General features: G+C 58.5%; 29 protein-coding genes and 1 pseudogene. 26 read left to right on the top strand and 4 right to left on the bottom strand.

Features of this window, described 5'->3' with window-relative positions:
- Positions 1-22: 22 nt before the first annotated feature.
- Positions 23-295, bottom strand: coding sequence for a hypothetical protein (locus HU743_RS01055; RefSeq protein ID WP_238351666.1), 273 nt, complete (start codon positions 293-295; stop codon positions 23-25).
- A gap of 276 nt (positions 296-571) precedes the next feature.
- On the opposite strand from HU743_RS01055, the gene HU743_RS01060 reads away from it, so the two are divergent.
- Both HU743_RS01060 and HU743_RS01065 read left to right on the top strand, forming a co-directional pair.
- Positions 572-1,483: an Abi family protein gene (locus HU743_RS01060; protein WP_186646221.1), complete on the top strand. Its 912-nt coding sequence runs from the start codon at positions 572-574 to the stop codon at positions 1,481-1,483.
- Positions 1,484-2,257, top strand: a complete 774-nt coding sequence (locus HU743_RS01065; protein ID WP_186646223.1) for a hypothetical protein — start codon at positions 1,484-1,486, stop codon at positions 2,255-2,257.
- 34 nt (positions 2,258-2,291) lie between these two features.
- On the opposite strand, the gene HU743_RS01070 is transcribed toward HU743_RS01065, so the two are convergent.
- From HU743_RS01070 to HU743_RS01080, 3 genes are all read right to left on the bottom strand, one after another.
- Positions 2,292-3,053, bottom strand: coding sequence for a DNA adenine methylase (locus tag HU743_RS01070; protein ID WP_186646225.1), 762 nt, complete (start codon positions 3,051-3,053; stop codon positions 2,292-2,294).
- A gap of 62 nt (positions 3,054-3,115) precedes the next feature.
- Complete coding sequence (locus HU743_RS01075; RefSeq protein ID WP_186646227.1) at positions 3,116-4,171, bottom strand: phage portal protein; 1,056 nt, start codon at positions 4,169-4,171, stop codon at positions 3,116-3,118.
- Positions 4,171-5,931, bottom strand: a complete 1,761-nt coding sequence (locus HU743_RS01080) for a terminase ATPase subunit family protein (RefSeq protein ID WP_186646229.1) — start codon at positions 5,929-5,931, stop codon at positions 4,171-4,173. The genes HU743_RS01075 and HU743_RS01080 overlap by 1 nt, the downstream gene beginning before the upstream one ends.
- Before the next feature lie 156 nt (positions 5,932-6,087).
- Here HU743_RS01080 and HU743_RS01085 point away from each other — a divergent pair, with 156 nt between their 5' ends.
- The 24 genes and pseudogenes from HU743_RS01085 to HU743_RS01195 all read left to right on the top strand — a co-directional run bounded on the left by HU743_RS01085 (position 6,088) and on the right by HU743_RS01195 (position 22,641).
- Positions 6,088-6,918: a GPO family capsid scaffolding protein gene (locus tag HU743_RS01085; protein ID WP_186646230.1), complete on the top strand. Its 831-nt coding sequence runs from the start codon at positions 6,088-6,090 to the stop codon at positions 6,916-6,918.
- Positions 6,919-6,951: 33 nt separating this feature from the next.
- Entirely contained in the window at positions 6,952-7,956 is a 1,005-nt protein-coding gene (locus HU743_RS01090; RefSeq protein WP_186646232.1) for a phage major capsid protein, P2 family, read from the top strand.
- A 2-nt stretch (positions 7,957-7,958) separates the two neighbouring features.
- Complete coding sequence (locus HU743_RS01095; protein ID WP_114886550.1) at positions 7,959-8,663, top strand: terminase endonuclease subunit; 705 nt, start codon at positions 7,959-7,961, stop codon at positions 8,661-8,663.
- 99 nt (positions 8,664-8,762) lie between these two features.
- Positions 8,763-9,227: a head completion/stabilization protein gene (locus HU743_RS01100; RefSeq protein WP_186646234.1), complete on the top strand. Its 465-nt coding sequence runs from the start codon at positions 8,763-8,765 to the stop codon at positions 9,225-9,227.
- On the top strand, positions 9,227-9,430 hold the full coding sequence (locus tag HU743_RS01105; RefSeq protein ID WP_186646236.1) for a hypothetical protein: 204 nt from the start codon (positions 9,227-9,229) through the stop codon (positions 9,428-9,430). Before HU743_RS01100 ends, HU743_RS01105 begins: the two co-directional genes overlap by 1 nt.
- Positions 9,431-9,435: 5 nt before the next feature.
- Entirely contained in the window at positions 9,436-9,648 is a 213-nt protein-coding gene (locus HU743_RS01110; protein WP_186646238.1) for a tail protein X, read from the top strand.
- 62 nt (positions 9,649-9,710) lie between these two features.
- Entirely contained in the window at positions 9,711-10,025 is a 315-nt protein-coding gene (locus HU743_RS01115) for a phage holin, lambda family (protein ID WP_186646240.1), read from the top strand.
- Entirely contained in the window at positions 10,022-10,861 is an 840-nt protein-coding gene (locus HU743_RS01120; RefSeq protein WP_186646242.1) for an N-acetylmuramidase family protein, read from the top strand. Before HU743_RS01115 ends, HU743_RS01120 begins: the two co-directional genes overlap by 4 nt.
- Positions 10,858-11,064 carry a hypothetical protein gene (locus tag HU743_RS01125; protein WP_186646244.1) on the top strand — a complete coding sequence of 69 codons (207 nt, stop codon included), beginning with the start codon at positions 10,858-10,860 and terminating at the stop codon, positions 11,062-11,064. Before HU743_RS01120 ends, HU743_RS01125 begins: the two co-directional genes overlap by 4 nt.
- Positions 11,061-11,420 (top strand): annotated as a pseudogene (locus tag HU743_RS01130) (LysB family phage lysis regulatory protein); the annotation flags it as partial. The gene HU743_RS01125 and the pseudogene HU743_RS01130, both read left to right, overlap by 4 nt.
- The gene (gene lysC / locus HU743_RS27080) at positions 11,347-11,613 is read left to right on the top strand and encodes an Rz1-like lysis system protein LysC (protein ID WP_346656497.1); all 267 of its coding nucleotides are present in this window, start codon (positions 11,347-11,349) and stop codon (positions 11,611-11,613) included. The pseudogene HU743_RS01130 and the gene lysC, both read left to right, overlap by 74 nt.
- Positions 11,610-12,092, top strand: a complete 483-nt coding sequence (locus HU743_RS01135; protein WP_186646248.1) for a phage tail protein — start codon at positions 11,610-11,612, stop codon at positions 12,090-12,092. The genes lysC and HU743_RS01135 overlap by 4 nt, the downstream gene beginning before the upstream one ends.
- Positions 12,089-12,541, top strand: coding sequence for a phage virion morphogenesis protein (locus tag HU743_RS01140; protein WP_186646251.1), 453 nt, complete (start codon positions 12,089-12,091; stop codon positions 12,539-12,541). The genes HU743_RS01135 and HU743_RS01140 overlap by 4 nt, the downstream gene beginning before the upstream one ends.
- Before the next feature lie 38 nt (positions 12,542-12,579).
- Complete coding sequence (locus tag HU743_RS01145) at positions 12,580-13,161, top strand: phage baseplate assembly protein V (protein WP_186646253.1); 582 nt, start codon at positions 12,580-12,582, stop codon at positions 13,159-13,161.
- Entirely contained in the window at positions 13,158-13,511 is a 354-nt protein-coding gene (locus tag HU743_RS01150; protein WP_186646255.1) for a GPW/gp25 family protein, read from the top strand. Before HU743_RS01145 ends, HU743_RS01150 begins: the two co-directional genes overlap by 4 nt.
- On the top strand, positions 13,508-14,422 hold the full coding sequence (locus HU743_RS01155; RefSeq protein ID WP_186646257.1) for a baseplate J/gp47 family protein: 915 nt from the start codon (positions 13,508-13,510) through the stop codon (positions 14,420-14,422). Before HU743_RS01150 ends, HU743_RS01155 begins: the two co-directional genes overlap by 4 nt.
- The gene (locus HU743_RS01160; protein WP_186646259.1) at positions 14,419-15,030 is read left to right on the top strand and encodes a phage tail protein I; all 612 of its coding nucleotides are present in this window, start codon (positions 14,419-14,421) and stop codon (positions 15,028-15,030) included. The genes HU743_RS01155 and HU743_RS01160 overlap by 4 nt, the downstream gene beginning before the upstream one ends.
- Entirely contained in the window at positions 15,027-16,991 is a 1,965-nt protein-coding gene (locus HU743_RS01165) for a phage tail protein (RefSeq protein WP_186646261.1), read from the top strand. The genes HU743_RS01160 and HU743_RS01165 overlap by 4 nt, the downstream gene beginning before the upstream one ends.
- 2 nt (positions 16,992-16,993) lie before the next feature.
- Positions 16,994-17,425 (top strand): phage tail assembly chaperone, encoded by a 432-nt coding sequence (locus tag HU743_RS01170; RefSeq protein WP_186646263.1) that lies wholly within the window; start codon positions 16,994-16,996, stop codon positions 17,423-17,425.
- Positions 17,426-17,565: 140 nt separating this feature from the next.
- Complete coding sequence (locus HU743_RS01175; protein WP_186646265.1) at positions 17,566-18,738, top strand: phage tail sheath protein; 1,173 nt, start codon at positions 17,566-17,568, stop codon at positions 18,736-18,738.
- A gap of 46 nt (positions 18,739-18,784) precedes the next feature.
- Positions 18,785-19,300 carry a phage major tail tube protein gene (locus tag HU743_RS01180; protein ID WP_186646267.1) on the top strand — a complete coding sequence of 172 codons (516 nt, stop codon included), beginning with the start codon at positions 18,785-18,787 and terminating at the stop codon, positions 19,298-19,300.
- Positions 19,301-19,353: 53 nt separating this feature from the next.
- Complete coding sequence (locus tag HU743_RS01185) at positions 19,354-19,698, top strand: phage tail assembly protein (RefSeq protein WP_202883915.1); 345 nt, start codon at positions 19,354-19,356, stop codon at positions 19,696-19,698.
- An 8-nt stretch (positions 19,699-19,706) separates the two neighbouring features.
- Positions 19,707-19,826, top strand: coding sequence for a GpE family phage tail protein (locus HU743_RS01190; RefSeq protein WP_114881052.1), 120 nt, complete (start codon positions 19,707-19,709; stop codon positions 19,824-19,826).
- A complete protein-coding gene (locus tag HU743_RS01195) occupies positions 19,819-22,641 on the top strand; it encodes a phage tail tape measure protein (RefSeq protein WP_238351667.1) in 2,823 nt (940 codons plus the stop codon). The genes HU743_RS01190 and HU743_RS01195 overlap by 8 nt, the downstream gene beginning before the upstream one ends.

A 22,641-nucleotide genomic window follows, 5' to 3' on the forward strand; every position in this document is an offset into this window, starting at 1 on the left:
CACCGGAAGGATGGGAGCCTTTTTATTGGGCGGAATCTGCATCGCCTATCTGCGCCGGTGAGCGTCCGCGCTCTTCAGTCATTATTTGCTGCAGCAGATGTAGCGCTGTGAGGTTGCCGCCTAAATTATCGCGCCACGACTGGTGGGTGACCTTGTAGAGATCATCGATCTTTGCGATCACACGCCGGTAACGCTCGACCTCGAGGACCAGCCGTCGACATTGGGGATGGATTACCCAAATATGGCGCAGCTCGGCCTGCGTTACAGGCTTAAATGGAGGAAGATCGCGAGGCATAACAACGACCAATACTGGATAGACAACCAGTATTTTTGCACGCTGTGAGCGGTGGGTATAGCGCCGCTGGGCGCATTGCACATCGGAGCGCTATGATCAGGTTTGACCACCACCTCGCCGCAAAGTGATGATCAGAGCGTGACATAGTGATTGACCACACGATCAAACACGAATAACCTTGAATCAACACACTCGCCACACGTCCTGCCCACCGGGTAGGGTCCTGCCTCAAAGCAGGCGTGCAAAAGGCGAGTTTTTTTTGCCTGGAGTTTGACCATGGCCAAGCCGGCTTCCGCAGCAAAGCTCCCGTTTGCGAAAACCGCTTTCACTCCCCAGGCTCTGCTTGCCAAGCTGAAAACTCAAGGTCTGATCGTCAACGATGACGACATGGCCCTCAAATACATCGCCTACGTCGGGCATTTCAGGCTGAAAGGATACTGGTTCCAGTTACAAGATCCTGCGACCAAAAACTTCCTGCCAAACACCACGTTTGAGCATATATCCGAGCGCTACGAATGCGATCGAGAAATCCGCGCCATTATTATGGAGTCAGCGGAAAGACTCGAGGTTGCAGTGCGCGCAGTAATCTGCAATCTGCTGAGCCTAAAATATTCGCCACACTGGTATCTAAAAAATGAGATTTTTGCCCCAAAAGGACGCATAGGAATAGGGCAAATGCTATCGAAAATCGAGAGCGAGGTAGATCGGGCATCATCACGACTTTATATAAAGGCATACTACGACAGTTACGACGACCCCTACCTTCCCCCAAGTTGGGCGATGAGTGAATGTGTGACATTGGGCACTTGGTCGAAAATATTTGCTATGCTTAGAGATCCGATTGATCGGAAAGTCATTTCCTCTAAATTTGGTATTAAACAGGTGGAAGTGTTCGAGAGTTGGCTTCATGCCTTAACAGTTCTTCGGAATATGGCAGCACATCACGATCGATTCATCGACGTTAAAATAGGGGTTTCCCCAACCAATCTAAAGCTCAAAAACATAAAGTTTACCGACAACAAGACAGTCTATGCCTCTTTGACAGTGATACATGTCTTGCTGAGCGCCATAGGTTTCAACGGCACATTCAAGGCAAGGCTCGCCTCAATGGAAGAAAGATATGGAGCTGCCCATTTCCAGCGCATGGGCTTTCCGGAACTCTGGAAGACGGATGCTAGAGGTTGGTAAATGAAAGAAAAAATCAACATTTCAAAAGAGCGCTATACACCTGAAATTCTTGGTGTACTTATCGGGATGGGCGCGCTTACGCTTTGGTACTTTTCGAGTTTGGCAATCGATGAGGTTGTGGTTCCTTCCTCATTCCAAAGCATAATCACGATATGTGGCTCAGCCTTCGGCGCGTTCTTCGGCGCTTATTGTGCATTCAAACTTAGACAGCATGAAGAAAATCAAAACAAAAGAGCCAAAAGAAAAACAGCTTTGGACGTCTGCCTTTTTATAATGGCGCGACAGCATAATGCTATTGGCTTATTGAAAACGGTCTACGATCGGCATCCAAAGGAATTAGCTCGAGCTTTTTCCATGCCCGCGATAAAACCCCCCGACTACAAAGACCTCAAAATCAACATTGACGATTTAATGTTTCTTGCTAACGAAGAACACGTCGACTTCCTATTCCAACTCAGCATAGAGCAAGAGCGATTCGAACAAGCCATATATGCCGTAAACCTACGAAATGAACATGCTATCGAAAAACTTCAACCTGCTATTGCGGATCGACAGAAGAACGGAAGATCGCTCACTTTTTCGGAGCTCAGACCGGAGTTGGGCGATGAAATTTATTTCACTTCATTAAATATGGCAAACGCGGCATACGAGCAACTAACATTACATCTCGAATCCGTTTACAACATTCATAATGAGTTGCATGCCATTGCGACAACCATTTTCCCCGGAGAGCGTTTTCCTAAAATAGGTGAGAAAATAGACACCACGAGTTAGCGGGCTCGATTGGCTATCGAACCCGCAGGCTTTCTCACCAATTGAAGAAGACGAGCTCGTTAACTTCAACACCCCCTTTGCCACCTACGGTATGCCGAAACGGCACCTCCTTCAGGCGCAACCCCGCAAACACCTCGCGAATTTTCGGATGGTCACCCACCGATATCACCATCTTCCCCCGGATCGATCGCGCCAGGTCCGCCATGGCTTCGAACTGTTCAAAACCAAAATCCCCAGCGTCGTATCCCGCAGTCTCCCAATAAGGCGGATCCAGATAAAACAGCGTGTGGTTCCGATCGTACCGGCGGATGCACTCCTTCCAATCCAGGTGTTCGACAGTGGTTCGCGCCAGGCGCAGATGGGCGTCGCTGAGTTTCTCTTCGATACGCAGCAAATTTAGCCTTGGCGCCGAAGTGGTCGCGGTCCCGAAAGATCGGCCTTTTGCCTTGCCGCCGAAACACAGGTTCTGCAGATAGAAAAAGCGCGCTGCGCGCTGGATATCGGTCAGCGTGCGCGGCGCCTGCTCTTTTGCCCATGCGAACATCGTGCGGCTCACCAGTGCCCATTTGAACTGGCGCACGAACTCTTCCAGGTGATTGGCAACGACCCGATAGAGGTTCACCACCTCGCCGTCGAAGTCGTTGATCACCTCGACGCGGCTGGGCTCCTTCATAAAAAACAAGGCCGCGCCGCCGCAGAACGGCTCAACGTAGCAATCATGATCTGGAAACTCCGGCAGGATGTGTTTCGCCATGCGGCGCTTGCCGCCCATCCAAGGGAAAATCGGTGCAGACATTGGTGGTCCTTACTTCGGATTGAAAATGGGCGGCAGCTTCAATGAGCAGCCGCCCGGGCTGATCATTTGTCGGAAACAGGCTCCAGCGGCCTCCAGCGAATCACCTCTTCGCCCAACCATTCATTGACCTGCTGCAGACGTGCCTGGATGGGTTCGAGCTCGTTCATGGCCCAGATCTGGGCGGCCTCTTTGATCGAGCCGAAACCGCCGGCGTTTTGCGGCACGATCCCCATCAGTTGAGGGGGAATGCGCAACGCCGCGAGCATGTCGTCGCGGCTGATGTTCTTGATCGAGCCGAATTCATCCTTCGCCGCCACCTCGCTGACCGGGATCAGCTGAATGCCGTCCTTCTTGCCGCCTGGGGCGTACATAAACAGGTTTCGGAAATTTCCCGGCCCTTTGGCGGATTTGAGTGCGGCGCGCAGTGCACCCACGTCCGTCTCGTTCTGCGCGGTGTCGGTCATGTACATGATGAAACCTGCGTGGCTGCCGTTGTTGTAGTACTTACGACGGAACAACGTGGCGGACTCGTTGAGCAGTGCGCTCTGCAGGGCCGGCAACCACTCAGGAAGTCCGTAGATCTCCTGGTTAATGTCCGCCTCACGCTGGTGGTAAACCGTACCGCGCTTGAATTCATGCTCATCGCGCCACCCGCGTACCTGGTAGTACGTTTCGAGATCCTCGCCGCGGCGCATGTATTTGCCCAAAGCGGGCTGCAGGCCGAGCGTACCGCGCAGCATGTTCTCGCGCTTTTCGAGATAGCCATTGCCACACCAGAGGAAGTCCAGGGCGAACTGCTCGAAAGTCTGCCGCGACAGCCATTTATGGGGGATGAAGGTGCGGGCAAGCATGTTGCGCTTGAAATTCAAACCCGACTGCAGGAACACGCTGGCCCGGGAGGACTTGGCCAGCCCATCGAGGGACATTGGCGGCTCATACCAGCGACCGTTCAGCCAGCATTCCAAGTAGTCCAGAATTCCCCGCTCATCGAGCACCGGCGTAGGGTCACCGAAGGTGAAGGCTTCCATCTTGCCGCCCGTTGCCGGCAGCAACTGTCCCTCGGCCGCAGCCGGGGCTGAAGTGGACGATTGCGTGGTTTCGCTGCCGCTGTTGCTCATCAGTAAATCTCCATGAAGCCGGTATTCGTTGAGGTTTGGCCCTCAAGCGGTTCGTTCTGCAATGCGTGGAAAAGGGCCCATGCGAGATCCGCGTGCCCGGTCTCGTCGGTTCGGCCTGCTGTGTAGGTGAATTGCCGGCCGCTGGCAGTGATGGTCTTGCGGATCGCCATCAGCGACTGGGCCATGTCGATCCAGCCGGCGTCGAACTCCAAGCGCCCTTTGTGAATCACGTCGTAGGCCTTGAGCACCAGGCGCGTCTTGACCTCGGGGGAATAGCTGAAGGTCGTCACGTTGGGGAAGAATTGGCGCACCAGCTGGGCCACGCCAGAGCCCATGCCCGTGATGTCGATGCCGATGTATGTCACCCAGTAGCGCATCGTGACCAAGCGGATCGCCTCGGCCTGGGCGGCAAAGTCCATACCTCGGAACTGGTGGCGCTCGAGCACGCGGAACTTCCCACCGGGTACGGTTGGCGGGGCCACGACCACCAGGCCGGAGCTATCACCGGTTTCCGCCGGATCGTAGCCAATCCAAACCTGCCGATCGGCGAACGGACGCGCGGCGAAAGGTTTGTAGTCTTCGGACCATTCGACCCAGCTGTCGACCATGCAAGGCTGCAAAACGTTGAGCGGGAAGATGCTGGCCCCGTCGTCGACGAACTGGCACATCAACAGGTTGGCAAAGGCGTCCGCGTTGTACTCGAGGCGTAGCTCCTCAAGGTCAAACAGGTCGCAACCGCGCTGCTCGGCATCCAGGATGGTGACGATCTGGCGCCAGATCCTGTCCTCGCAAAGTCGGCCCTGCTGCAGCGCGTCGTGCGACACGTCGAGTTTCAGCCGCTGAGCGACCGGCTTGCCTTTGTTGAAGCGTTCGCCGGTCCAGAACGTGTAGGCCTCATGCGCCATGCTCGATGGCGTGGAAAAGTAGGTGCGACGGTATTGCTTCTGCATCGCCATGCCGCTGGCGACCTTGTTCAGCTCGTTGAACTTGAACGTCCAGAAGAATTCGTCAAAGTAAAAATTACCGTGGTAACCCTGAGCGGTTCGGGCATTGGTTCCGAGGAAGTGCAGCTCGGCGCCGTTGGCCAAGATGATCGGATCACCGGTGAGCTCGACGCCGCATACCTCGCGGGCGAAACCTTGAATGTAGGCCTTGAAGATGTGCGCCTGGTTCTTCGACGCTGAAAGGAATATTTGATTGCGGCCGGTGACCAAGGCATCAATAAACGCCTCACGGGCAAAGTAGTAAGTGGCGCCGATCTGCCGGCTTTTGAGGATCGCCCTGGTGCGCTGATTGCTAGCCCGGTACCAGTCCAGTTGATAGCCAAAGCACCCGTCTTTAAATGCCTCAGTGAGCAGCTCGATCTGGTCTTCGCTGAACTCGTTGCGAGCCGCTTTCTTCTTCGGGCCTTCGTTGCGTTTGGCCAGATTGGGGTTGAGGTCGGTGTCGGTGCCACCGGCCTTGTATCGCTCGACCCGCGCCTGCCGTTCCAGTTGACGATGCAGCAGGTCGATTTCCTTGAAATCGCCGCCGGTCTTGCCTTCCTTGAGGATCAGTTGCACCAGCCGCGCTTCCAGAGCGCCGCCGATGCGCTCCACATTATCGGCCCGATCCCACTCGTCCCGCGTTTTCCACGCATGAACGGTCTTTTCCTTTTCATCCAGCATTTCTGCGATCGCGCAGATCCGCAGGCCGGTCCAGTAGAGGAACTTGGCCTGGCGGCGGTTATCGCGGATAGGAGTGGCGTCGGTTGTAGTCATGGCGGCGATGCTGACGCCTCGCGCGCGTGAAGGCGTAGCGATGTGCCATGTAGCTCAGGCGCCTACAACTGGCGCTGATTGCCCGGAATTACGCGACTGCCGAGGATGTACCTCAACGTAACTGCACCCAGCAGCACAGCTTTGAGGATTCCCGACATGAAGAAATTTCGCAGCAATTGGTTCCGTGTCGCCGTTGAGGGCGCTACCTCGGACAAGCGCACCATCAAACGCAGCTGGCTGGAACAGGCTGCCAAAAACTTCAACCCGACCACCTACGGCGCTCGGATCTGGCTGGAGCATTTTCGTAGCTTGCTGCCAGATGGTCCGTTCAAGGCCTACGGGGACGTAACAGCAGTCAAGGCTGAAGAGGTCGAGATCAACGGCCAGACCAAACTCGCCCTTTTTGCCCAAATCGAACCGACCACGGATCTGATCGCCCTGAACAAGGCGAAACAGAAGATCTACACATCCATCGAAATCGACGACAACTTTTCCGACACCGGTGAGGCTTATATCGTCGGTCTCGCTGTAACCGACTCCCCGGCCAGCCTCGGCACCGACGTGCTCGCGTTCTCAGCTCAAAAACCTGAATCGAGCCCATTCAAAGATCGCCACTATTCCGCGACCTCAATGTTCACCGAGGCGGTGGAAACCGAACTCACCTTCGAAGAAATCGAAGACAAGCCCAGTGTGGGCGCCAAACTCTTCAGCAAGGTGCAGGCGTTGCTCTCCGGCAAACAAGCCAAGGATGACGGCGAGTTTGCCCAAATCAGTCAGGCGGTCGAAGCCGTCGCCGAGCACGTCAAGGATCTGCCAGACCAACTGGCGGCCGAGAAAAAATTCTCCGCAGACCTCAAGACCAGCGTGGACAAGCTCAGCAATGACCTCAACGAACTGGTCAAGCGCCTGGGCGATACCCAAGACCACAGCCAAACCAAACGCCCATCCGTGACCGGCGGCAACGGCGCTGTGCTGACCGACTACTGATCATCGGCCCTTACAAGCTCCCAGGAGAACACCATGCGTAACGAAACACGTCTTGCCTTCAACGGCTTCACCAAACAGGTCGCGGCGATCAACTCCGTCGGATCCGTGGCGGAAAAATTCACCGTCACCCCGTCGGTGCAGCAGAAGCTGGAAACGGCCATTCAGGAATCCAGCGCCTTCCTGAAAAAAATCAACGTGCTGGGCGTCGACGAAAAGGACGGTGAAGCCATCGTTCTGGGCGTTGGTTCAACCATCGCCGGCCGCACCGACACCAGCCTGGCTGCTCGCAACCCTCGCGGCGTCAGCTCGCTCAAAAACGACACGTACAGCTGCAAGAAAACCGACTTCGATACCGCGATTCCGTACGCGCTGCTCGATGCCTGGGCAAAATTCCCAGACTTCCAGGCTCGCCTGTCCGGTGCAATCGTCGAGCGCCAAGCCCTGGACCGCATCATGATCGGCTTCAACGGCACCAGCGCGGCCGCGACGACCGATCGCGCAACCAACCAACTGCTGCAGGACGTGAACGTTGGCTGGCTGGAGAAGTACCGCACCAAAGCGCCTGAGCGCGTGCTCAGCAGCGGCAAGGTTGCTGGCAAGGTCACCATCGGCCCGACCGGCGACTACAAGACTCTCGACGGTCTGGTTTACGACGCCATCCAGCTGCTGGACCCATGGCACCGCAAGCGTCCGGATTTGGTAGTCCTGGTCGACCGCAACCTGTTGCACGCGAAGTTCCTGGCAAACATCGAAGGCGCTGCAGACAACGAAAATGAGCTGGCGGCCGCGCGGATTCTCGCCAACGGCACGCTGGGCGGCCTGCCGATCGAGGATGCTCCGTTCTTCATCGACGGCGGCATCATGATCACCACGCTGAAAAACCTGTCGATCTACTTCCAGATCAGCAGCCGTCGCCGCATGACCCGGGACGAGCCGGAGCGCGATCGCATCGCCGACTATCAGTCGTCGAACGAGGACTATGTGATCGAGGACTTCGGTCTCGGCGCCCTGGTCGAAAACATCGAAGAGGCCGCATAACTATGGCCCTCTCGCTCGCCCAACGTCACCGGCTGAAAGCGCTTGCCTCGCAAGAGGCTGCCGCTGCGTCGCCCGCTGTTTCGATGGCGGGCGGGACGGCCTATGAAATGCAGCTGGCCCAGCTGCTTCAGCACCGTCTTCGCCTCAAGCAAATCCAGTCGAACGAAGGCAAAGCTGCGCTGAAGTTGCAGCTCCTGCCGGAGTACGTGCCTTACGTCGACGGGGTTCTCGCTGCGGGCAACGGCGCCCAGGACGAAGTACTCACCACCATCATGATTTGGCGCATCGACGCTGGTGATTACACCGGTGCGCTCGATATCGCAGCGTATGTGTTGCAGCACAACCTGCTGATGCCCGATCGCTTCGAACGGACTACCGGCTGCCTGGTGGCCGAGGAGATTGCCGAAGGTGCGCTGATCTCTCAGAAAGCCAGCGGTGGATTCGACTTGGCTATTTTGCACCGCACCATGGAGCTGACAGCGGAGCAGGACATGCCAGACGAAGTCCGCGCCAAGCTGTACCTGGCTACGGGACGGGCCACTGTGGCGGGACTGACGGCTGATAACCCGGGCCAACCCGGCCAGGTAATGGCCGGTATCGAACTGCTGAAACGCGCCATTGAGCTGAACGGCAGTTGCGGCGGCAAAAAGGATTTGGAAGGTGCTGAGCGCCTCCTGAAAAAGATTGCTCCCCCTACCGGGAGCTGACAGAGCGTACCCCGCAACCCCGGCGGCCCGGGGCTGAACAGCAGGTTTCCTCCTTTCTTTGCTGTGACGCCCCGGCCACCGCCGACTTAGGGCTGAACCATGAGCGGATTTATTGCCACCGGCAACACCGAAGATCCATTCGTCATTACCAATGATGGATTCTGGCCTGACATCGATGTCGTACACCTGCGCAAGGCGATCCGCCTTGATGGCAGCATCACCGACGCGCGCATTGAAGTCGTGACCGTCAACGCGTTGATCCAGGTGAATGGCGAACTCGCCAAGGTGAAGGCGAACCATCTGGCCAACGGCTACGCCACCATCGCAGCCGTGCCGGCATTAGAGGTCAACGGCGAAAGCCATTTTGTCCACCTCTACCGCCGCTCCATTTATTGCGGCGTCGGCGCTGAACTCGCTGAGCGCTACCGCAGCTACGACACCAGCGTCGAAGGCAACAAGAATGCCGACGAACTGACGCCTTCTGTCGATGAGTACCGGCGTGATGCGCGCTTCGCCATCCGCGACCTGCTGGGCATCGGCCATTCCACCGTGGAGCTGATCTGATGACCACACACGAAACGATTGACTGGAACGAAATTTCGCGGCGCGGGCTTCTCGTGCGGATCAACCGGGAAATCATGCATCCGTTGGGTTTGGCTATTTGCCGGGATCCTGAAACAGGCATGTCGCTTGGAGCAATTGTTTCGCTAGATGAACCATTTGTTTACGCCGAAGACATCGGCCCCGTTCCAGTACCGGAAAACTGACTCTGATGACGACCTCGGTATACGCCGCTCAGGGCGACACCGTCGACGCCATTTGCTGGCGAGTCTACGGCCGCACCGCCGGCATCACGGAGGCGGTGCTTGAGGCAAACCCCGGACTTTCGGATCTCGGCACGATCATTCCCCACGGCACCTTGGTGTCGCTACCGGATATCGCGCCACAAGCCCCGGAACTGCAAATGGTGAACCTATGGGATTGAGCCACCGAACCACCCAAACAGACATACCACCACCTTCAACCTTGGACAGCGGAATCAAGCGCATGCCTGACAAACCGGATACATGGGCCTGGTTAGCTGCCTGGCTCGAACTCAACTGGCCAGCTATTTACTCAGGCGGACTCTCCTGCGTGATCGCTGCGCTGCGGATCATCTATGGCGGCGGCACCTGGCGCCGAGTTCTGCTTGAAGCGCCGCTGTGCGGCACGCTCGCGCTTTCGGCAAGCCACGGGCTCTTTCTGCTGGGCATCCCTGCGACAACCGGCCCGTTCTTCGGCGGCGTGATCGGGTTGCTCGGAGTTGAGGGAACTCGCGCACTCGCCAAGCAGTTTTTTAACCGCAAGGTGGACCAGCTATGAGTACTTTGCGCCACGGCGATCGCGGGCAAGCGGTCCGCACACTGCAGCAGCGCCTCAACTTACACGGTGCTGGTTTGAATCCGGACGGCGACTTCGGTGATGCCACGGAGTCGGCGGTGCGTAATTACCAGCAAAAAGTTGGATTGGTAATTGATGGTATCGCGGGCTCGAAAACCGCTCAGGCATTGGCCGGCGCGGATTGTTCGAACCTGCTGCAGCATGCCTTGTTGGTGAGCGCCGCCGGACGTCTGGGCGTTGAGCTAGCCGCGGTCATGGCGGTCAACGAAGTCGAGAGCCAAGGCAGCGGTTTCCTGGACAACGGCAAACCCAAGATTCTATTCGAACGCCACATCATGTATCGCCAGCTCGGCACGCCGCGCCTTCCTGGTGATGACGCTGTCGAGTTGAAGGCGCACGCCGATCAACTGGCTACTGAGCAGCCCAACCTGGTCAACCCAAATCCCGGTGGTTACGCGGGCGGCACGGCCGAGCACCAGCGCCTGGCCAATGCTCGATTAATCGATGACCTTTGCGCATTAGAGTCAGCCAGTTGGGGCGCCTTCCAGCTGATGGGCTATCACGCTGAGCGCCTCGGCTACGCGAGCGTTACAGATTTTGCCGATCGAATGGCCCGTGACGAAAGCGAGCAGTTCGAAGCGTTCGTGCGCTTTATCGAAGCGGATCCCGCGCTACTCAAGTCGCTGAAGGGTAAAAAATGGGCAGCGTTCGCCAAGGCCTATAACGGCCCCAACTTCGCCCGCAATCTGTACGACATCAAGCTGGAGCGCGCCTATCAGCGTCACGCTGAAGGCTGTCCTATTCCGGAGGCGTCATGATCGATCAGGAGCAAATCCGAAAACTCAGTCCCGCCGATGGCGATGTCTATGTGGTGCCGGAAGAAACACCGATAGACCTGTGCAAAGCGCTAGCCGAGGCCATCGCTGTCGCGGCGCCAGGGGTGAAGGCCGTTGTGTTTCGGGGCGATCTGCACCGGCTCACGGTGGAAGATATGAATGCCGCAGGCTGGTACCGCGCATGAGCACATTGCGCCAGGCGCTCTACGGGTCCGCCTTGCTCGCCTCGATCGCGCTTCTCATCTGGGGCCAGTCTCAGCGGATCGAGGTCGCCGATACAAAGGTGAAGCTGGCCGATCAAGCGGCCTCAACCGCCCGTGATCGAGCGACGCGCAGCGAGGAGACGGCCGCTCAACTCCAGTCGTCCCTGCAGAAAGAACGTACCGCTCAGGCCACTCTGCGTGGCGTGCAAGACCAACTGCGCCAAGGGCTATCTGCCAGTCAACGAATGATCGAGGACTTGAAACATGAAAATGCCGAACTTCGCCTGTGGGCTGACCAGCATCTGCCTGACGCTGCTCGCCGGATGCGTGAGCGCCCCGCCATCACCGGAGCCGCAGCTTATCGCGACTGGTTGTCCGGCCGTGGTGCCCTGCACCCTGTCGGCAACCAAACCGGACAAGAACGGAACCCTGCTCAACGACCAGGAGGTAATCGAGAATGATTGGGCCCAATGTGCTGCTCAAGTAGACATGGTCTACCAGCATCAGCAGGCACAGGCGCGTAAACCATGAACAAACCAGAGTCGCTACGCGCGCACCTACTCGCCTCGGTACCGGAACTAAAGAAAAATCCCGATCGCCTGATGGTCTTCATCGACAACGGCACCATGCGCAGTACCGCCGCCTTCGGCCTGTCGTTCGAATACAGCTACACGCTGAATCTGATTTTCACGGACTACGCTGGCCACCCCGATGCGATCGCCATTCCGCTGTTTGCATGGATCCTGGTGAATCAGCGCGAACTGATGGAAAACGTCGAGCGCAGCAAAACTGCCGTCGCCTTCGAGGCAGATGTCCTGGACAACAGCAAGGTCGACCTGTCGATCAAACTGCCGCTCACCGAGCGGGTTATCGTCAAGCGCCAAGACGACGGCAAACTGGTCGTTAACCATCCGCCAGAGCCTGTGGTCGATGATGATCCGTTCACCATGCCGGGGCTTGAGTTATGGACCGCTGGCGGCGAGTTCATTACACGTTGGGAGGCGCCATGAGCGACGATCTGCAGGCCTTAGAAACTTGGGCGGCTGCATTAATCGCGAAGCTGAGCGAGGGCGAACGCCGCAAACTGCTCGGTGCTGTCGCCCGGGATCTGCGCCGTAGCCAGTCGAAACGCATCACGACCCAGCGCAATCCGGACGGCTCGACATTCGCGCCGCGCAAGCCGAAAGATCTACGGGGAAAGAAGGGCCGTATCAAGGGCACGATGTTCGGCAAATTGAAGACGGCCCGCTACCTGCGCACCGAAAGCACAGCAAACGGTATGTCGGTGGGATTCGTTGGGCGGGTGAGTCGCATTGCCCGGGTTCACCAGTACGGCCTCAAGGACCGACCAGAACGTGGCCAAGCGGACGTGAAGTACGAAAAACGCCAGTTACTGGGATTCAGCGGCGACGAGCTGGAAAACATCCGAAACCTGCTCATCGACCACCTCGCTGGCTAACTCCCTCCTGTACAAACCCGCCCTACAGCCCACCGTCGATGCAGCTCGCACGCGCGACCTGCAACATCGGCGGCATGGACTCTCTTACTGAACTGACCCGACGCCTCGAAAACCTGATTCGTGCCGGCACTATCGCCGAGCTCGATGCGGGCAAACCGCGTTGCCGTGTGAAAACCGGCGGCCTGCTGACTGACTGGCTGCCGTTCTTCGCCCTGCGTGCCGGCGAGGACAGCGACTGGGATCCGCCCAGCGTGGACGAGCAGTGCCTGGTGCTTTCGCCATCAGGTAACCCGGCTCACGGCTTTGTCATTTTCGGTCTGTACAGCGATCGCTTCCCGGCTCCGGACAACGTGCCAACTCGACGCCGGCGCAAGTACCGCGACGGGGCAATTGTCGACTATGACACCGCTAGCCACACACTGACCGCCACGCTGCCCGGGGGCGGCAAAGCCAATCTCATCGCGCCAGGTGGCGTACATGTCACCGGTGATGTAGTGATTGATGGCCTAGTGATCGTGACCAAGGACGTCGTCGCCGGCGCCCAAAAAATCAGCCTGGTTAATCACCGCACATCTGGCGTTCAGGCAGGTAACGGCACCTCGCAGGGGCCTGTCCCATGATCGGCATGAACAGCAGGACCGGCCGCAGCGTCGTTGGGAACGATCACCTGGTGCAATCGATCGCCGACATTCTGACCACCCCCATCGGCACGCGCGTTATGCGGCGTGAATACGGTAGCCAGCTTGCCGACCTGATTGATTGGCCGCTTAACAACGCGACCCGCCTGCAGGCGTATGCGGCGACCACCATCGCGCTCATGCGCTGGGAGCCGCGGATCCGCTTGAGCCGTGTCCAGCTGACGCTCGGCGATATCGCTGGCCAAGCGATGCTCGATATCGAAGGCAGCCTGGTGGACACAAATGAACCATTGAGCCTTCGCGTTCCGCTGAGTTTGGGAGCAACAGCATGAAAACTTTCACTCCCATCGACTTGGCGCAACTTCCGGATCCGGACGTCGTCGAGCAGATTGATTACGAGCAAATCCTCGCCGAGCGCAAGGCCTACGCGGTCAGCCTCTGGCCAGCAGAGCAGCAGGCCGAAGTCGCCGCGACATTGGCCGTGGAGTCGGAACCTCTGACCAAGCTCCTGCAGGAGAACGCCTATCGCGAAATGCTGCTACGTCAACGCGTGAACGAAGCATCCCTGGCCAACATGCTGGCCAAAGCCAAGGGCAAAGATCTTGAGCAGCTCGCTGCCAACGTCAACGTCGAGCGCTTGGTCGTTACACCGGGTAATAGCACCGCCGTTCCGCCGATCATCGCGGTGATGGAGTCGGATGATTCGCTGCGCGAACGGGCGCAGATGGCATGGGAAGGCCTTTCCACGGCTGGCCCTCGCAACAGCTACATCCTGCACGCCCGCAGCGCAGACGGCCGCGTTGCCGATGCGACGGCAGAGAGCCCAGCGCCGGCGGAGGTAGTCGTCACTGTTCAGGGCTTGACCGGAGATGGCAGAGTCGACCAGGCGTTGCTCAATATCGTCAGCCAATACCTGAGCGACGATGACCGTCGTCCTGTCGCCGATCGGCTGACGGTGCAATCGGCAACTGTACTGCCCTACCAGGTCGACGCCGTTCTCTACCTCGCTACAACGGGACCAGAAGCGGAGCCCATACGCGAAGCGGCGCAGGCGCGCCTGGTCACGTTCATCAGCCAGCGTCGACGCCTCGGCGTGGAAATCTCTGAGTCAGCCATACATGCCGCGCTGCACGTCGAGGGCGTACGCAAGGTCGTCTTGCACGACTGGGTCGATATCACCCCGAATGAAGCCGAGGCCGCGTATTGCACTGGCTATAGCGTGACCATTGGTGCGCTGACATGACGAGTCTGCTTCCGCCGAATGCCCAACAGCTTGAACGTCTGGCGGCCGAGGCGCTCGCTGAAATCGAGCGCGTGCCAGTCCCAATAAGGGATCTGCTGAACCCTGACCGCTGCCCAGTCCAGTTGCTGCCCTATCTCGCGTGGGCATTCTCAGTCGATCGCTGGGACAGTTCCTGGTCAGAGTCCACCAAACGACAGGTCATTAAAGGCTCGTACTTCATTCACTCCCGGAAAGGAACGATCGGAGCGCTTAGGCGCGTAGTCGAGCCATTGGGATATCTGATCGAGATCGTGGAATGGTTCAAGACCATGCCGGAGGGCGTGCCGGGCACCTTTGCCTTGAAAGTCGGCGTGCTGGACACCGGTATCACCGAGGAGATGTATCAGGAACTGGAGCGCCTGATCGATGACGCCAAACCAGTTTCACGCCACCTGACGGGGCTGGCGATAAGCCTCGAAACGCAAGGCGACTTCAATGTCGGTGTTTGTCTGTATGACGGTGACACGATCGACATCTATCCGCCCGCAACGCTCGATATCGACATCACCGGAACGTTCGGTGTTGTGGGTCGCGAGCACTCAATTGACACTCTGGACATATATTCATGATCGATGCGGATTCCAAATTTTTCGCGATCCTGACGGACGTCGGGGCGGCCAAGTTGGCGAATGCCAACGTGCTAGGCATTCCTTGGAACATCTCACAAATGGGGTTGGGTGATGCCAACGGCACCGACCCCCAGCCGAGCGCAAAGCAAAGCAAACTCATCAACGAATGGCGGCGCCGGCCACTCAACCAGCTGGTAATTGACCCGGTTAACCCGGCGGTGATCATCGCCGAGCAGGTTATCCCAGCAGACGAAGGCGGACACTGGATCCGTGAGGTCGGGTTGTACGACGCAGACGGCGACCTGGTAGCCGTCGCCAACTGCGCACCGAGCTTTAAACCGATCCTGTCGCAGGGTTCGGGCCGTACCCAAGTGGTGCGCATGAACCTGATCGTTTCCAGCACGGCCAACATTACTCTCAAGATCGACCCCGCAGTGGTTCTAGCGACCCGCGAGTACGTTGATTCGAGAATATTCGACGAGTTGAGCAAGCTCGACATCAAACAGTCGGTACGCGCGGCTACCACGGGCAATATCGCCCTGGTCGGTTTGCAGGTCGTGGACGGTGTTTCGCTGAATGCCGGCGACCGCGTGCTGGTGAAGAATCAGGCGGCCGCCAAGGATAACGGCCCGTATGTGGTGGCTGTGGGGGCCTGGGCGCGCGCAAAGGATGCCGACAATAACGCGAAGGTCACGCCGAATCTAACGGTAGCGATCGAGGCGGGCGCAACGCAGGCCGACACGATCTGGCAACTGGTGACGGATGGTCCGATTGTCGTGGGCACCACGGCGCTCACGTTCAAGGACATTACAGATGGCTTTGCCCGGCTGTTGTCGCCAAGCTTTGCCGGAAACCCCACGGCCCCGACGCCGGCGCAGTTCGACGAAAGCAAGTCGATCGTTACGGCAGAGTTTGTAAAGCGTAGTGGTGTCGAATTCTCAGGATTTACCACGAACGCCGCGAACTTGGCGTTGACGGCCGCGCACGTCGGCGGCCTTCACAGTTTTTCCGGTGTCGCGCAGCTTCAGGCCACTTTGCCGCCGACGGCAGGCGTAGCGCAGGCCGCTACCATCACGCTTGTTTGTGCCGGCAATGGTGGGCTGAAAATTGTCCCGGCCGGCGCTGACGTCGTGTACACCTCGACCGGTGTGGCTGGGCCGCTGATCCTTGCCTTGGGCGACACGGCGGAATTCATCCGATTGGAAAATCAGTGGCGGCTCGTGGGAGGGACGGCCGCGCTCGCCTTTGCTGGTGTCTTGGCGGGGCCGAGCTTCACAACCCGGCCTCAGCACGACAACTCTAAGGCGCTGGCAACTACCGAGTTTGTGCAAAGGGCGCTGGGTAATCGTGCGGGGGCCGCGATCGCTAATGCCAACACAGCACTGGCAGCCAGTGTTTTCGGTAAGTTGCTTCTGCTCAATTCGTCCACCTCCTTCACCGTGACGCTTCCGCCTTCTACCGTTGGCTCTCAAGTGGCTGGTAATTCGATCGCGGTACAAAACGTCGGCTCGGCTGCAGTGACGATCGTGCCTGCGGCCGGCGATACCTTGGGCGTAATTGCAACGCAGCCAATGACCAGTTTGGTCGTTCCCCCCGGCTCGTCGGTCGAACTGGTTTTACAGGGTACGAATTACTTTATTTCTGGTACGTCGGCTCTGAAATACTCTGCAGAGTTTGCCGGTGCTTGGGGTAACGCTGGCTACCAGCGATTGCCATCCGGAGCGATAGAGCAGTGGGGCACAGGCGTTACGGATGCAAGCGGATACGTTTACGTGACCTTCCCTATTCCGTTCCCGAATGCGCCGCGCAGCATCGCGCTTACGCACGTTGGGTCGCAATGCTTGATGCATGCACTCATGGGGGCCGGGTTAGGTTCGGCCAGTTGCACACTACGCGTGCAAAACGCGTCGGGTGGTGCCCAAGCGGGCTGGACGGTCCAATGGCGAGCAGTAGGAAATTGATGATGAACAAAGTCGTGTTTTTCAGTCCGTCTACGTGCGGGGCTTATCGCACTGACATCCATGGCGCGGACATGCCGGCGGATGTGGTTGAAGTGCCGGAAAGTGTTTGGCAATCGCTGCTGATTGAATTGTCGACCAGTCCAAAAATGATGTCGTCACGGTCCAATGGTCAACCGGTGCTGATTGATCCGCCGCCGCTGGATGCTGAGGCGTTGGCCGCCGTTGAGCGCGCCTGGCGTGATGCGCAATTGCTGCTGACGGATCCGCTGGTTTCACGGCACCGCGACGAGGTTGAAGAGGGCGGCGCAACCTCGCTCACGCCCGATCAATATGCAGAGCTGCAAGCTTATCGCCGGCAGCTACGCGACTGGCCGCTAGCATTGGGATTCCCCACAACTGAAAAACGTCCAGTCGCCCCCACCTGGTTAATGTAAACCTCCCTGAAAAACGCCCTCCGTGGGCGTTTTTTGTTTTGGCGCACCTGTAGCGCCGCTCCGCACAACCCCTAGTGCTCGTCCGATCAACGCGCGCGCGTCACCCTGCGCTTCATTGTCACCAACGCGCAGGTTCTCCCATGGCCACTGATTACCACCACGGCGTCCGAGTTGTAGAAATCAACGAAGGCACCCGCCCCATCCGCACCGTAGCAACCGCCGTCGTAGGCATGGTCTGCACCGCCGAAGATGCTGATCCGATCGCGTTTCCGCTCAACCGCCCAGTACTGCTAACCGACGTGCTTACCGCCAGCGGTAAGGCAGGTGTTAAAGGCACGCTTGCGAAAAGTCTGGATGCCATCGCTGATCAAGCCAGCCCGGTTACCGTCGTCGTTCGTGTTGCCGAGGGGCAGGACGCGGCGGAGACCACTACCAATGTTATTGGTGGTGTAACCGCCGGTGGTCAGTACATGGGCATGAAAGCTCTGCTGGCCGCAGAAGCGCAACTGGGAGTGCGGCCGCGCATCCTCGGTGTGCCTGGCCTCGACTCGTTGCCGGTGGCAACTGAACTGGTACTCACCGCACAAAAGCTGCGCGGCTTCGCATATGCCAGCGCCTGGGATTGCAGCACCGTCTCCGAGGCCACCGCCTACCGAGAAAACTTCGGCGCGCGCGAGCTGATGACCATCTGGCCCGACTTCGTGAACTGGGACACCTCCCTGAATGCCGATGCGCCGGCGTCGGCGATCGCCCGCGCATTGGGTCTGCGCGCCAAGCTCGATGAGCAGGTTGGCTGGCACAAAACACTGTCCAACGTGGCCGTTAACGGCGTGTCCGGACTGAGCCGCGATATTTACTGGGATCTGCAGAATCCGGCCACCGATGCGGGCCTGCTGAACGCGGCGGACGTTACCACGCTGATTCGTCGCGACGGTTTCCGCTTCTGGGGCTCGCGCACCTGCAGCGACGACCCTTTGTTCGCCTTCGAGAACTACACCCGCACCGCCCAGGTGCTGGCTGACACCATGGCAGAGGGGCAATTCTGGGCGATCGACAAGCCGATGCACCCGAGCCTGGTGCGCGACATTGTTGAGGGTATCAACGCCAAACTCCGCGAGCTGGTACGCCTTGGCTACCTGATCGGTGGCGAGTGCTGGTACGACGAAGCCGCCAACGACAAGGACACCCTCAAGGCCGGCAAGCTGTACCTCGATTACGACTACACGCCAGTGCCGCCTCTGGAGAATCTGGGGCTTCGCCAGCGCATTACCGACCGCTACCTGGTCGACTTCGCCAGTCGCGTAAACGCCTGATCATTCATCCGCGCGGCAACGGCCGCGCCTTTAGGAGAGCGCCCATATGGCTCTGCCCAAAAAGCTCAAGAACATGAATTTGTACAACGACGGCGTCAGCTACGTCGGTGCATGCAAGAGCGTCACCCTGCCCAAGCTTGCCCGAAAGCTCGAGGCCTTCCGAGGTGGCGGCATGGACGGTGCGGTAAAGGTCGACCTCGGTCATGGCGACGACGGGATCCAGCTCGAATGGACCCTCGGTGGCTGGGATCTGACGGCGTTGCGCCAATACGGTGCGGTGTCGGCCAACGGTGTGATGCTGCGCTGGGCCGGATCGATCCAGCGCGACGACACCGGCGAAGTGTCGGCTGTCGAGGTTGTTGTGCGCGGCCGGCATGAAGAGATCGACATGGGCGACTCGGAAAGCGGTGAAGACACCGAGCACAAGTTCACCACCACCTGCAGCTATTACAAGCTGACCATTGATGGCAATGAAGAGATCGAAATCGACTTGCTCAACTTCATTTTCAAGGTCAACGGCAAAGACATGCTGGCAGAACATCGTAAGGCGATCGGCCTGTAAACCCAGCCCTCCCCGCCGGCTCCGCTGGCCCCAATCTATTGAAGGAATGCGACATGAGCACTGCCCAAAAGAACGAAGCTGCAGAAGCACCAGTTTTGAAGAACCCAAACCGTCCAGTCATCACCCTGGACACGCCGATCATTCGAGGCTCGACCGAAATCACCGAGGTGACACTTCGCAAACCCGTCTCCGGTGAACTGCGCGGCGTTTCGCTGACCGATCTGCTGCAGATGGACGTGCTCGCGTTGCGCAAGGTACTGCCGCGAATCACCACACCAACCCTGACTGATCACGATATCGGCCAAATGGATCCGGCTGACCTGGTGCAGATGGCCACCGAGGTTGCCGGTTTTTTGCTGCCGAAGTCGGCGAAGGTGGATGCATCCCTCGTTGCGTAGATGACGCCATGGCGGACATCGCCGTGATTTTTCACTGGGGGCCAGTGGAGATGGATCCGCTCCCCCTGACCGAACTGATGGAATGGCGCGAACGCGCTCGCAAGCGAAGTGGGGCGAAAGATGACTGACAAGCTGCGGCTGGAATTTATGCTGTCGGCGATCGACAAGGTCACCGCGCCCCTCAAGCAAATCAGCGCTGGGAGCACTGCGACGTCCCGCGCCTTGAAGGCGGCGCGGGATCAGTTGAAAGAGCTCAACGCCCAGCAGTCCAATATTTCCAGCTACACCCGCCAGCGCGAAGCCGTCCGCCAGTCGTCTGAGGAGCTGGCAAAGGCGCAGGACAAGTTGCGCGGCCTGCGCGAGCAGCTGCAGAAGATGGACGCCCCTACATCAGCCTTTCAGAAGGCGTTCGTTAATGCCTCCGCCTCGGTGGAAAAGCTGACAAACAAACACACGGCGCAACGATCGGAGCTGCAGCGCCTGATACCCCTCATGAAATCAACCGGTGCTGACACCCGCAATCTCGGTACCACCGAGCGCCGCTTGAAAACCGAGATCGAGGCGGCGAACAAAGCCATTCAAACTCAGCGGGAACGTCTCGCCGCCCTTGCCAAGCAGCAGGAACGAGTCTCTAAAGCACAGCGAAATTATTCCAAGGGAAGAGAGCTCGCTGGCAATGCCGCCGTCGCCGGCGCAAGTGCGGGAGCAGTTGGTGCGGCGACAGGCATGCCCATCCTCGGGATGATCAAGAACTACTCGCGCTTCGAAGACGCGATGGCAGGCGTAGCGAAGCAGGTCGCCGGCGCCCGCGACGATAACGGTCAGCTCACCCAGACGTATTACGAAATGGGAGACGCGATCAAAAAGATGTCCGAAACAATCCCGATGGCTACTACCGACATCGCCGCCCTGGTAGAAGGCGGCGCGCGAATGGGCATCCAGGGTAAAGATGACTTGCTGGAATTTGCGCGAGTCGCGGCAACTGCAGCGACCGCGTTTGAACTGCCCGCAGATCAGGTCGGTGAAAGCCTGGCGCGCATCGCCAACCTCTATAAATTGCCAATCAAAAACGTGAGCCAGCTCGGGGACGCGATCAACTACCTTGACGACAATGCAATGTCGAAAGGCGGCGACATCATCGACGTCATGCAGCGCACGGCAGGCATTACGGCGTCGGTGGGAATGTCGTTTAAAGACGCCGCTGCGTTGGGCTCGACATTCCTGACACTCGGGGCTTCATCAGAAATCGCTGCCACCGCTACGAACGCAATGATTCGCGAATTGGCTATCGCTACCCAGCAGCCAAAGCGATTTGTCACAGGCCTGAAATCGATCGGTTTAGAGGCGAAAGCGGTTCAGGACGGCATGAGCAAGGACGCCACGGGCACCATTCAGAAAGTGCTCGAGGCGGTGAACAAGCTGCCGAAAAATCAGCAGTTGGGTGTGATGACCCAGCTCTTTGGCAAAGAATATGGCGATGACGCCGCGAAGCTTGCGTCCAACATCGAAGAGTATCGTCGGCAGCTTGACCTGGTTAACGGCGCAGATAACGCACCGAAGCGCGATGGCTCGATGCAGCGCGAAGGAGACATTCGTGCGGACCAGTTGTCAGCCCGATGGGAGATGTCTCAGAACCGCATGTTCAACCTGAGCAGCGCACTTGGCGCCACTCTGCGACCAGCCCTGATCCAGCTCGTCACCGGATTTAACGGTGTCCTCGAGCGAGTTAACGCCTGGGCGACCGCAAACCCGGGTTTAGTGTTGGGCATCCTGAAGGTTGCCGCAGGCATTGCGGCGCTATCGATCGGCTTCAGCACTGTGGCTTTGGCACTGGCCACCACCCTCGGCCCCTTCCTCGCCGTTCGGTATGGACTTTCCCTTATAGGGATCCGACTGCCCTCTGTGATCGGCCTGCTCTTCAATTTGGGCTCCAAGGTGCTGCCCTTCGTGGGTCAGGCATTCATGTGGTTGGGAAGACTGTTCCTGGCCAATCCGATCGGCCTGGCAATTACGGCGATTGCCGCTGCGGCGTACTTGATCTACTCAAATTGGGACAAGGTGAAGGCCTACTTCGTCAGCGCCTGGGCAGAGATAAAACTCGGATTCAGTGGTGGCATAAGCGGAATCCTGCGCACGATCGTCAACTTCAGCCCGATTGGGCTGTTCTACCAAGCGTTCTCGGCCGTGATGAATTACATGGGCGTTGAGCTTCCGAGCAGGTTCACCGCGTTCGGAGGAATGATTATTTCAGGCCTCGTCAATGGCATTACCGGGGCGATGGGCGCGGTTAAGACCGCAATCTCGGATGCTGGCAGCAGCACGGTGGACTGGTTCAAGGAAAAGCTCGGTATCCACAGCCCCTCCCGTGTCTTTGCCGAGCTAGGCGGCTTCACGATGGCCGGCTTGGCACAGGGTGTAAATGACGGCCAGAGCGGCCCGATGGAAGCAGTCAAAGCCGTGGGCGAGCTTATGACACAGGCGGGAACCGTGACCATCGGTGCCGTTACCAACGCTGGAGCGTTGTTAAACCCAGCCTCTGCCGTGCCTGGTGTGGCTGCAGCAGCGCTGACACCTGCCGCAGCCCTGCCCGGAGCAGCAGCTGCTGCACTCAAGCCCGCCGCGTCCGTGGTGGGAGCGAAGCCTGAAAGCGGCGGCATGCTGGAATCCATTGTCGGAATGGGCAAAAAACTGGCTCAAGCCGGCGCAATGGCTGTCGGTATCGGCGGCGCTCAGCAAGCGATCGCTATCGATAACCGCCCACCGATCGCTCCCGCTGCAGCTCCTGCAGCGGTGCAGATGGCCCCCCAACAAATTGTTATCAACATTCACCCTGCCCCGGGAATGGACGCGGCGACGATCGCACGTGCGGTGTCTGCCGAACTCGACAAACGCCAACATGCAAAACAAGCGAAGGGGCGCAGCGCCCTCTTTGACCAGGAGTAA

Source organism: Pseudomonas sp. SWRI99, from assembly GCF_014270125.1.
Classification (GTDB): domain Bacteria; phylum Pseudomonadota; class Gammaproteobacteria; order Pseudomonadales; family Pseudomonadaceae; genus Aquipseudomonas; species Aquipseudomonas hamedanensis.

What these genes read in the sequence shown, in the direction of transcription:
- HU743_RS01070 (WP_186646225.1), bottom strand. Translation starts at nt 3,053, where the DNA reads ATGTCTGCACCGATTTTCCCTTGGATGGGCGGCAAGCGCCGCATGGCG.
- HU743_RS01190 (WP_114881052.1), top strand. Translation starts at nt 19,707, where the DNA reads ATGGCGGACATCGCCGTGATTTTTCACTGGGGGCCAGTGGAGATGGAT.
- HU743_RS01195 (WP_238351667.1), top strand. Translation starts at nt 19,819, where the DNA reads ATGACTGACAAGCTGCGGCTGGAATTTATGCTGTCGGCGATCGACAAG.
- HU743_RS01055 (WP_238351666.1), bottom strand. Translation starts at nt 295, where the DNA reads ATGCCTCGCGATCTTCCTCCATTTAAGCCTGTAACGCAGGCCGAGCTG.
- HU743_RS01080 (WP_186646229.1), bottom strand. Translation starts at nt 5,931, where the DNA reads ATGACTACAACCGACGCCACTCCTATCCGCGATAACCGCCGCCAGGCC.
- HU743_RS01100 (WP_186646234.1), top strand. Translation starts at nt 8,763, where the DNA reads ATGAGCGGATTTATTGCCACCGGCAACACCGAAGATCCATTCGTCATT.
- HU743_RS01155 (WP_186646257.1), top strand. Translation starts at nt 13,508, where the DNA reads ATGAAAACTTTCACTCCCATCGACTTGGCGCAACTTCCGGATCCGGAC.
- HU743_RS01165 (WP_186646261.1), top strand. Translation starts at nt 15,027, where the DNA reads ATGATCGATGCGGATTCCAAATTTTTCGCGATCCTGACGGACGTCGGG.
- HU743_RS01170 (WP_186646263.1), top strand. Translation starts at nt 16,994, where the DNA reads ATGAACAAAGTCGTGTTTTTCAGTCCGTCTACGTGCGGGGCTTATCGC.
- lysC (WP_346656497.1), top strand. Translation starts at nt 11,347, where the DNA reads ATGAAAATGCCGAACTTCGCCTGTGGGCTGACCAGCATCTGCCTGACG.
- HU743_RS01060 (WP_186646221.1), top strand. Translation starts at nt 572, where the DNA reads ATGGCCAAGCCGGCTTCCGCAGCAAAGCTCCCGTTTGCGAAAACCGCT.
- HU743_RS01105 (WP_186646236.1), top strand. Translation starts at nt 9,227, where the DNA reads ATGACCACACACGAAACGATTGACTGGAACGAAATTTCGCGGCGCGGG.
- HU743_RS01175 (WP_186646265.1), top strand. Translation starts at nt 17,566, where the DNA reads ATGGCCACTGATTACCACCACGGCGTCCGAGTTGTAGAAATCAACGAA.
- HU743_RS01140 (WP_186646251.1), top strand. Translation starts at nt 12,089, where the DNA reads ATGAGCGACGATCTGCAGGCCTTAGAAACTTGGGCGGCTGCATTAATC.
- HU743_RS01145 (WP_186646253.1), top strand. Translation starts at nt 12,580, where the DNA reads ATGCAGCTCGCACGCGCGACCTGCAACATCGGCGGCATGGACTCTCTT.
- HU743_RS01185 (WP_202883915.1), top strand. Translation starts at nt 19,354, where the DNA reads ATGAGCACTGCCCAAAAGAACGAAGCTGCAGAAGCACCAGTTTTGAAG.
- HU743_RS01075 (WP_186646227.1), bottom strand. Translation starts at nt 4,171, where the DNA reads ATGAGCAACAGCGGCAGCGAAACCACGCAATCGTCCACTTCAGCCCCG.
- HU743_RS01095 (WP_114886550.1), top strand. Translation starts at nt 7,959, where the DNA reads ATGGCCCTCTCGCTCGCCCAACGTCACCGGCTGAAAGCGCTTGCCTCG.
- HU743_RS01065 (WP_186646223.1), top strand. Translation starts at nt 1,484, where the DNA reads ATGAAAGAAAAAATCAACATTTCAAAAGAGCGCTATACACCTGAAATT.
- HU743_RS01150 (WP_186646255.1), top strand. Translation starts at nt 13,158, where the DNA reads ATGATCGGCATGAACAGCAGGACCGGCCGCAGCGTCGTTGGGAACGAT.
- HU743_RS01085 (WP_186646230.1), top strand. Translation starts at nt 6,088, where the DNA reads ATGAAGAAATTTCGCAGCAATTGGTTCCGTGTCGCCGTTGAGGGCGCT.
- HU743_RS01090 (WP_186646232.1), top strand. Translation starts at nt 6,952, where the DNA reads ATGCGTAACGAAACACGTCTTGCCTTCAACGGCTTCACCAAACAGGTC.
- HU743_RS01115 (WP_186646240.1), top strand. Translation starts at nt 9,711, where the DNA reads ATGCCTGACAAACCGGATACATGGGCCTGGTTAGCTGCCTGGCTCGAA.
- HU743_RS01135 (WP_186646248.1), top strand. Translation starts at nt 11,610, where the DNA reads ATGAACAAACCAGAGTCGCTACGCGCGCACCTACTCGCCTCGGTACCG.
- HU743_RS01110 (WP_186646238.1), top strand. Translation starts at nt 9,436, where the DNA reads ATGACGACCTCGGTATACGCCGCTCAGGGCGACACCGTCGACGCCATT.
- HU743_RS01180 (WP_186646267.1), top strand. Translation starts at nt 18,785, where the DNA reads ATGGCTCTGCCCAAAAAGCTCAAGAACATGAATTTGTACAACGACGGC.
- HU743_RS01120 (WP_186646242.1), top strand. Translation starts at nt 10,022, where the DNA reads ATGAGTACTTTGCGCCACGGCGATCGCGGGCAAGCGGTCCGCACACTG.
- HU743_RS01160 (WP_186646259.1), top strand. Translation starts at nt 14,419, where the DNA reads ATGACGAGTCTGCTTCCGCCGAATGCCCAACAGCTTGAACGTCTGGCG.
- HU743_RS01125 (WP_186646244.1), top strand. Translation starts at nt 10,858, where the DNA reads ATGATCGATCAGGAGCAAATCCGAAAACTCAGTCCCGCCGATGGCGAT.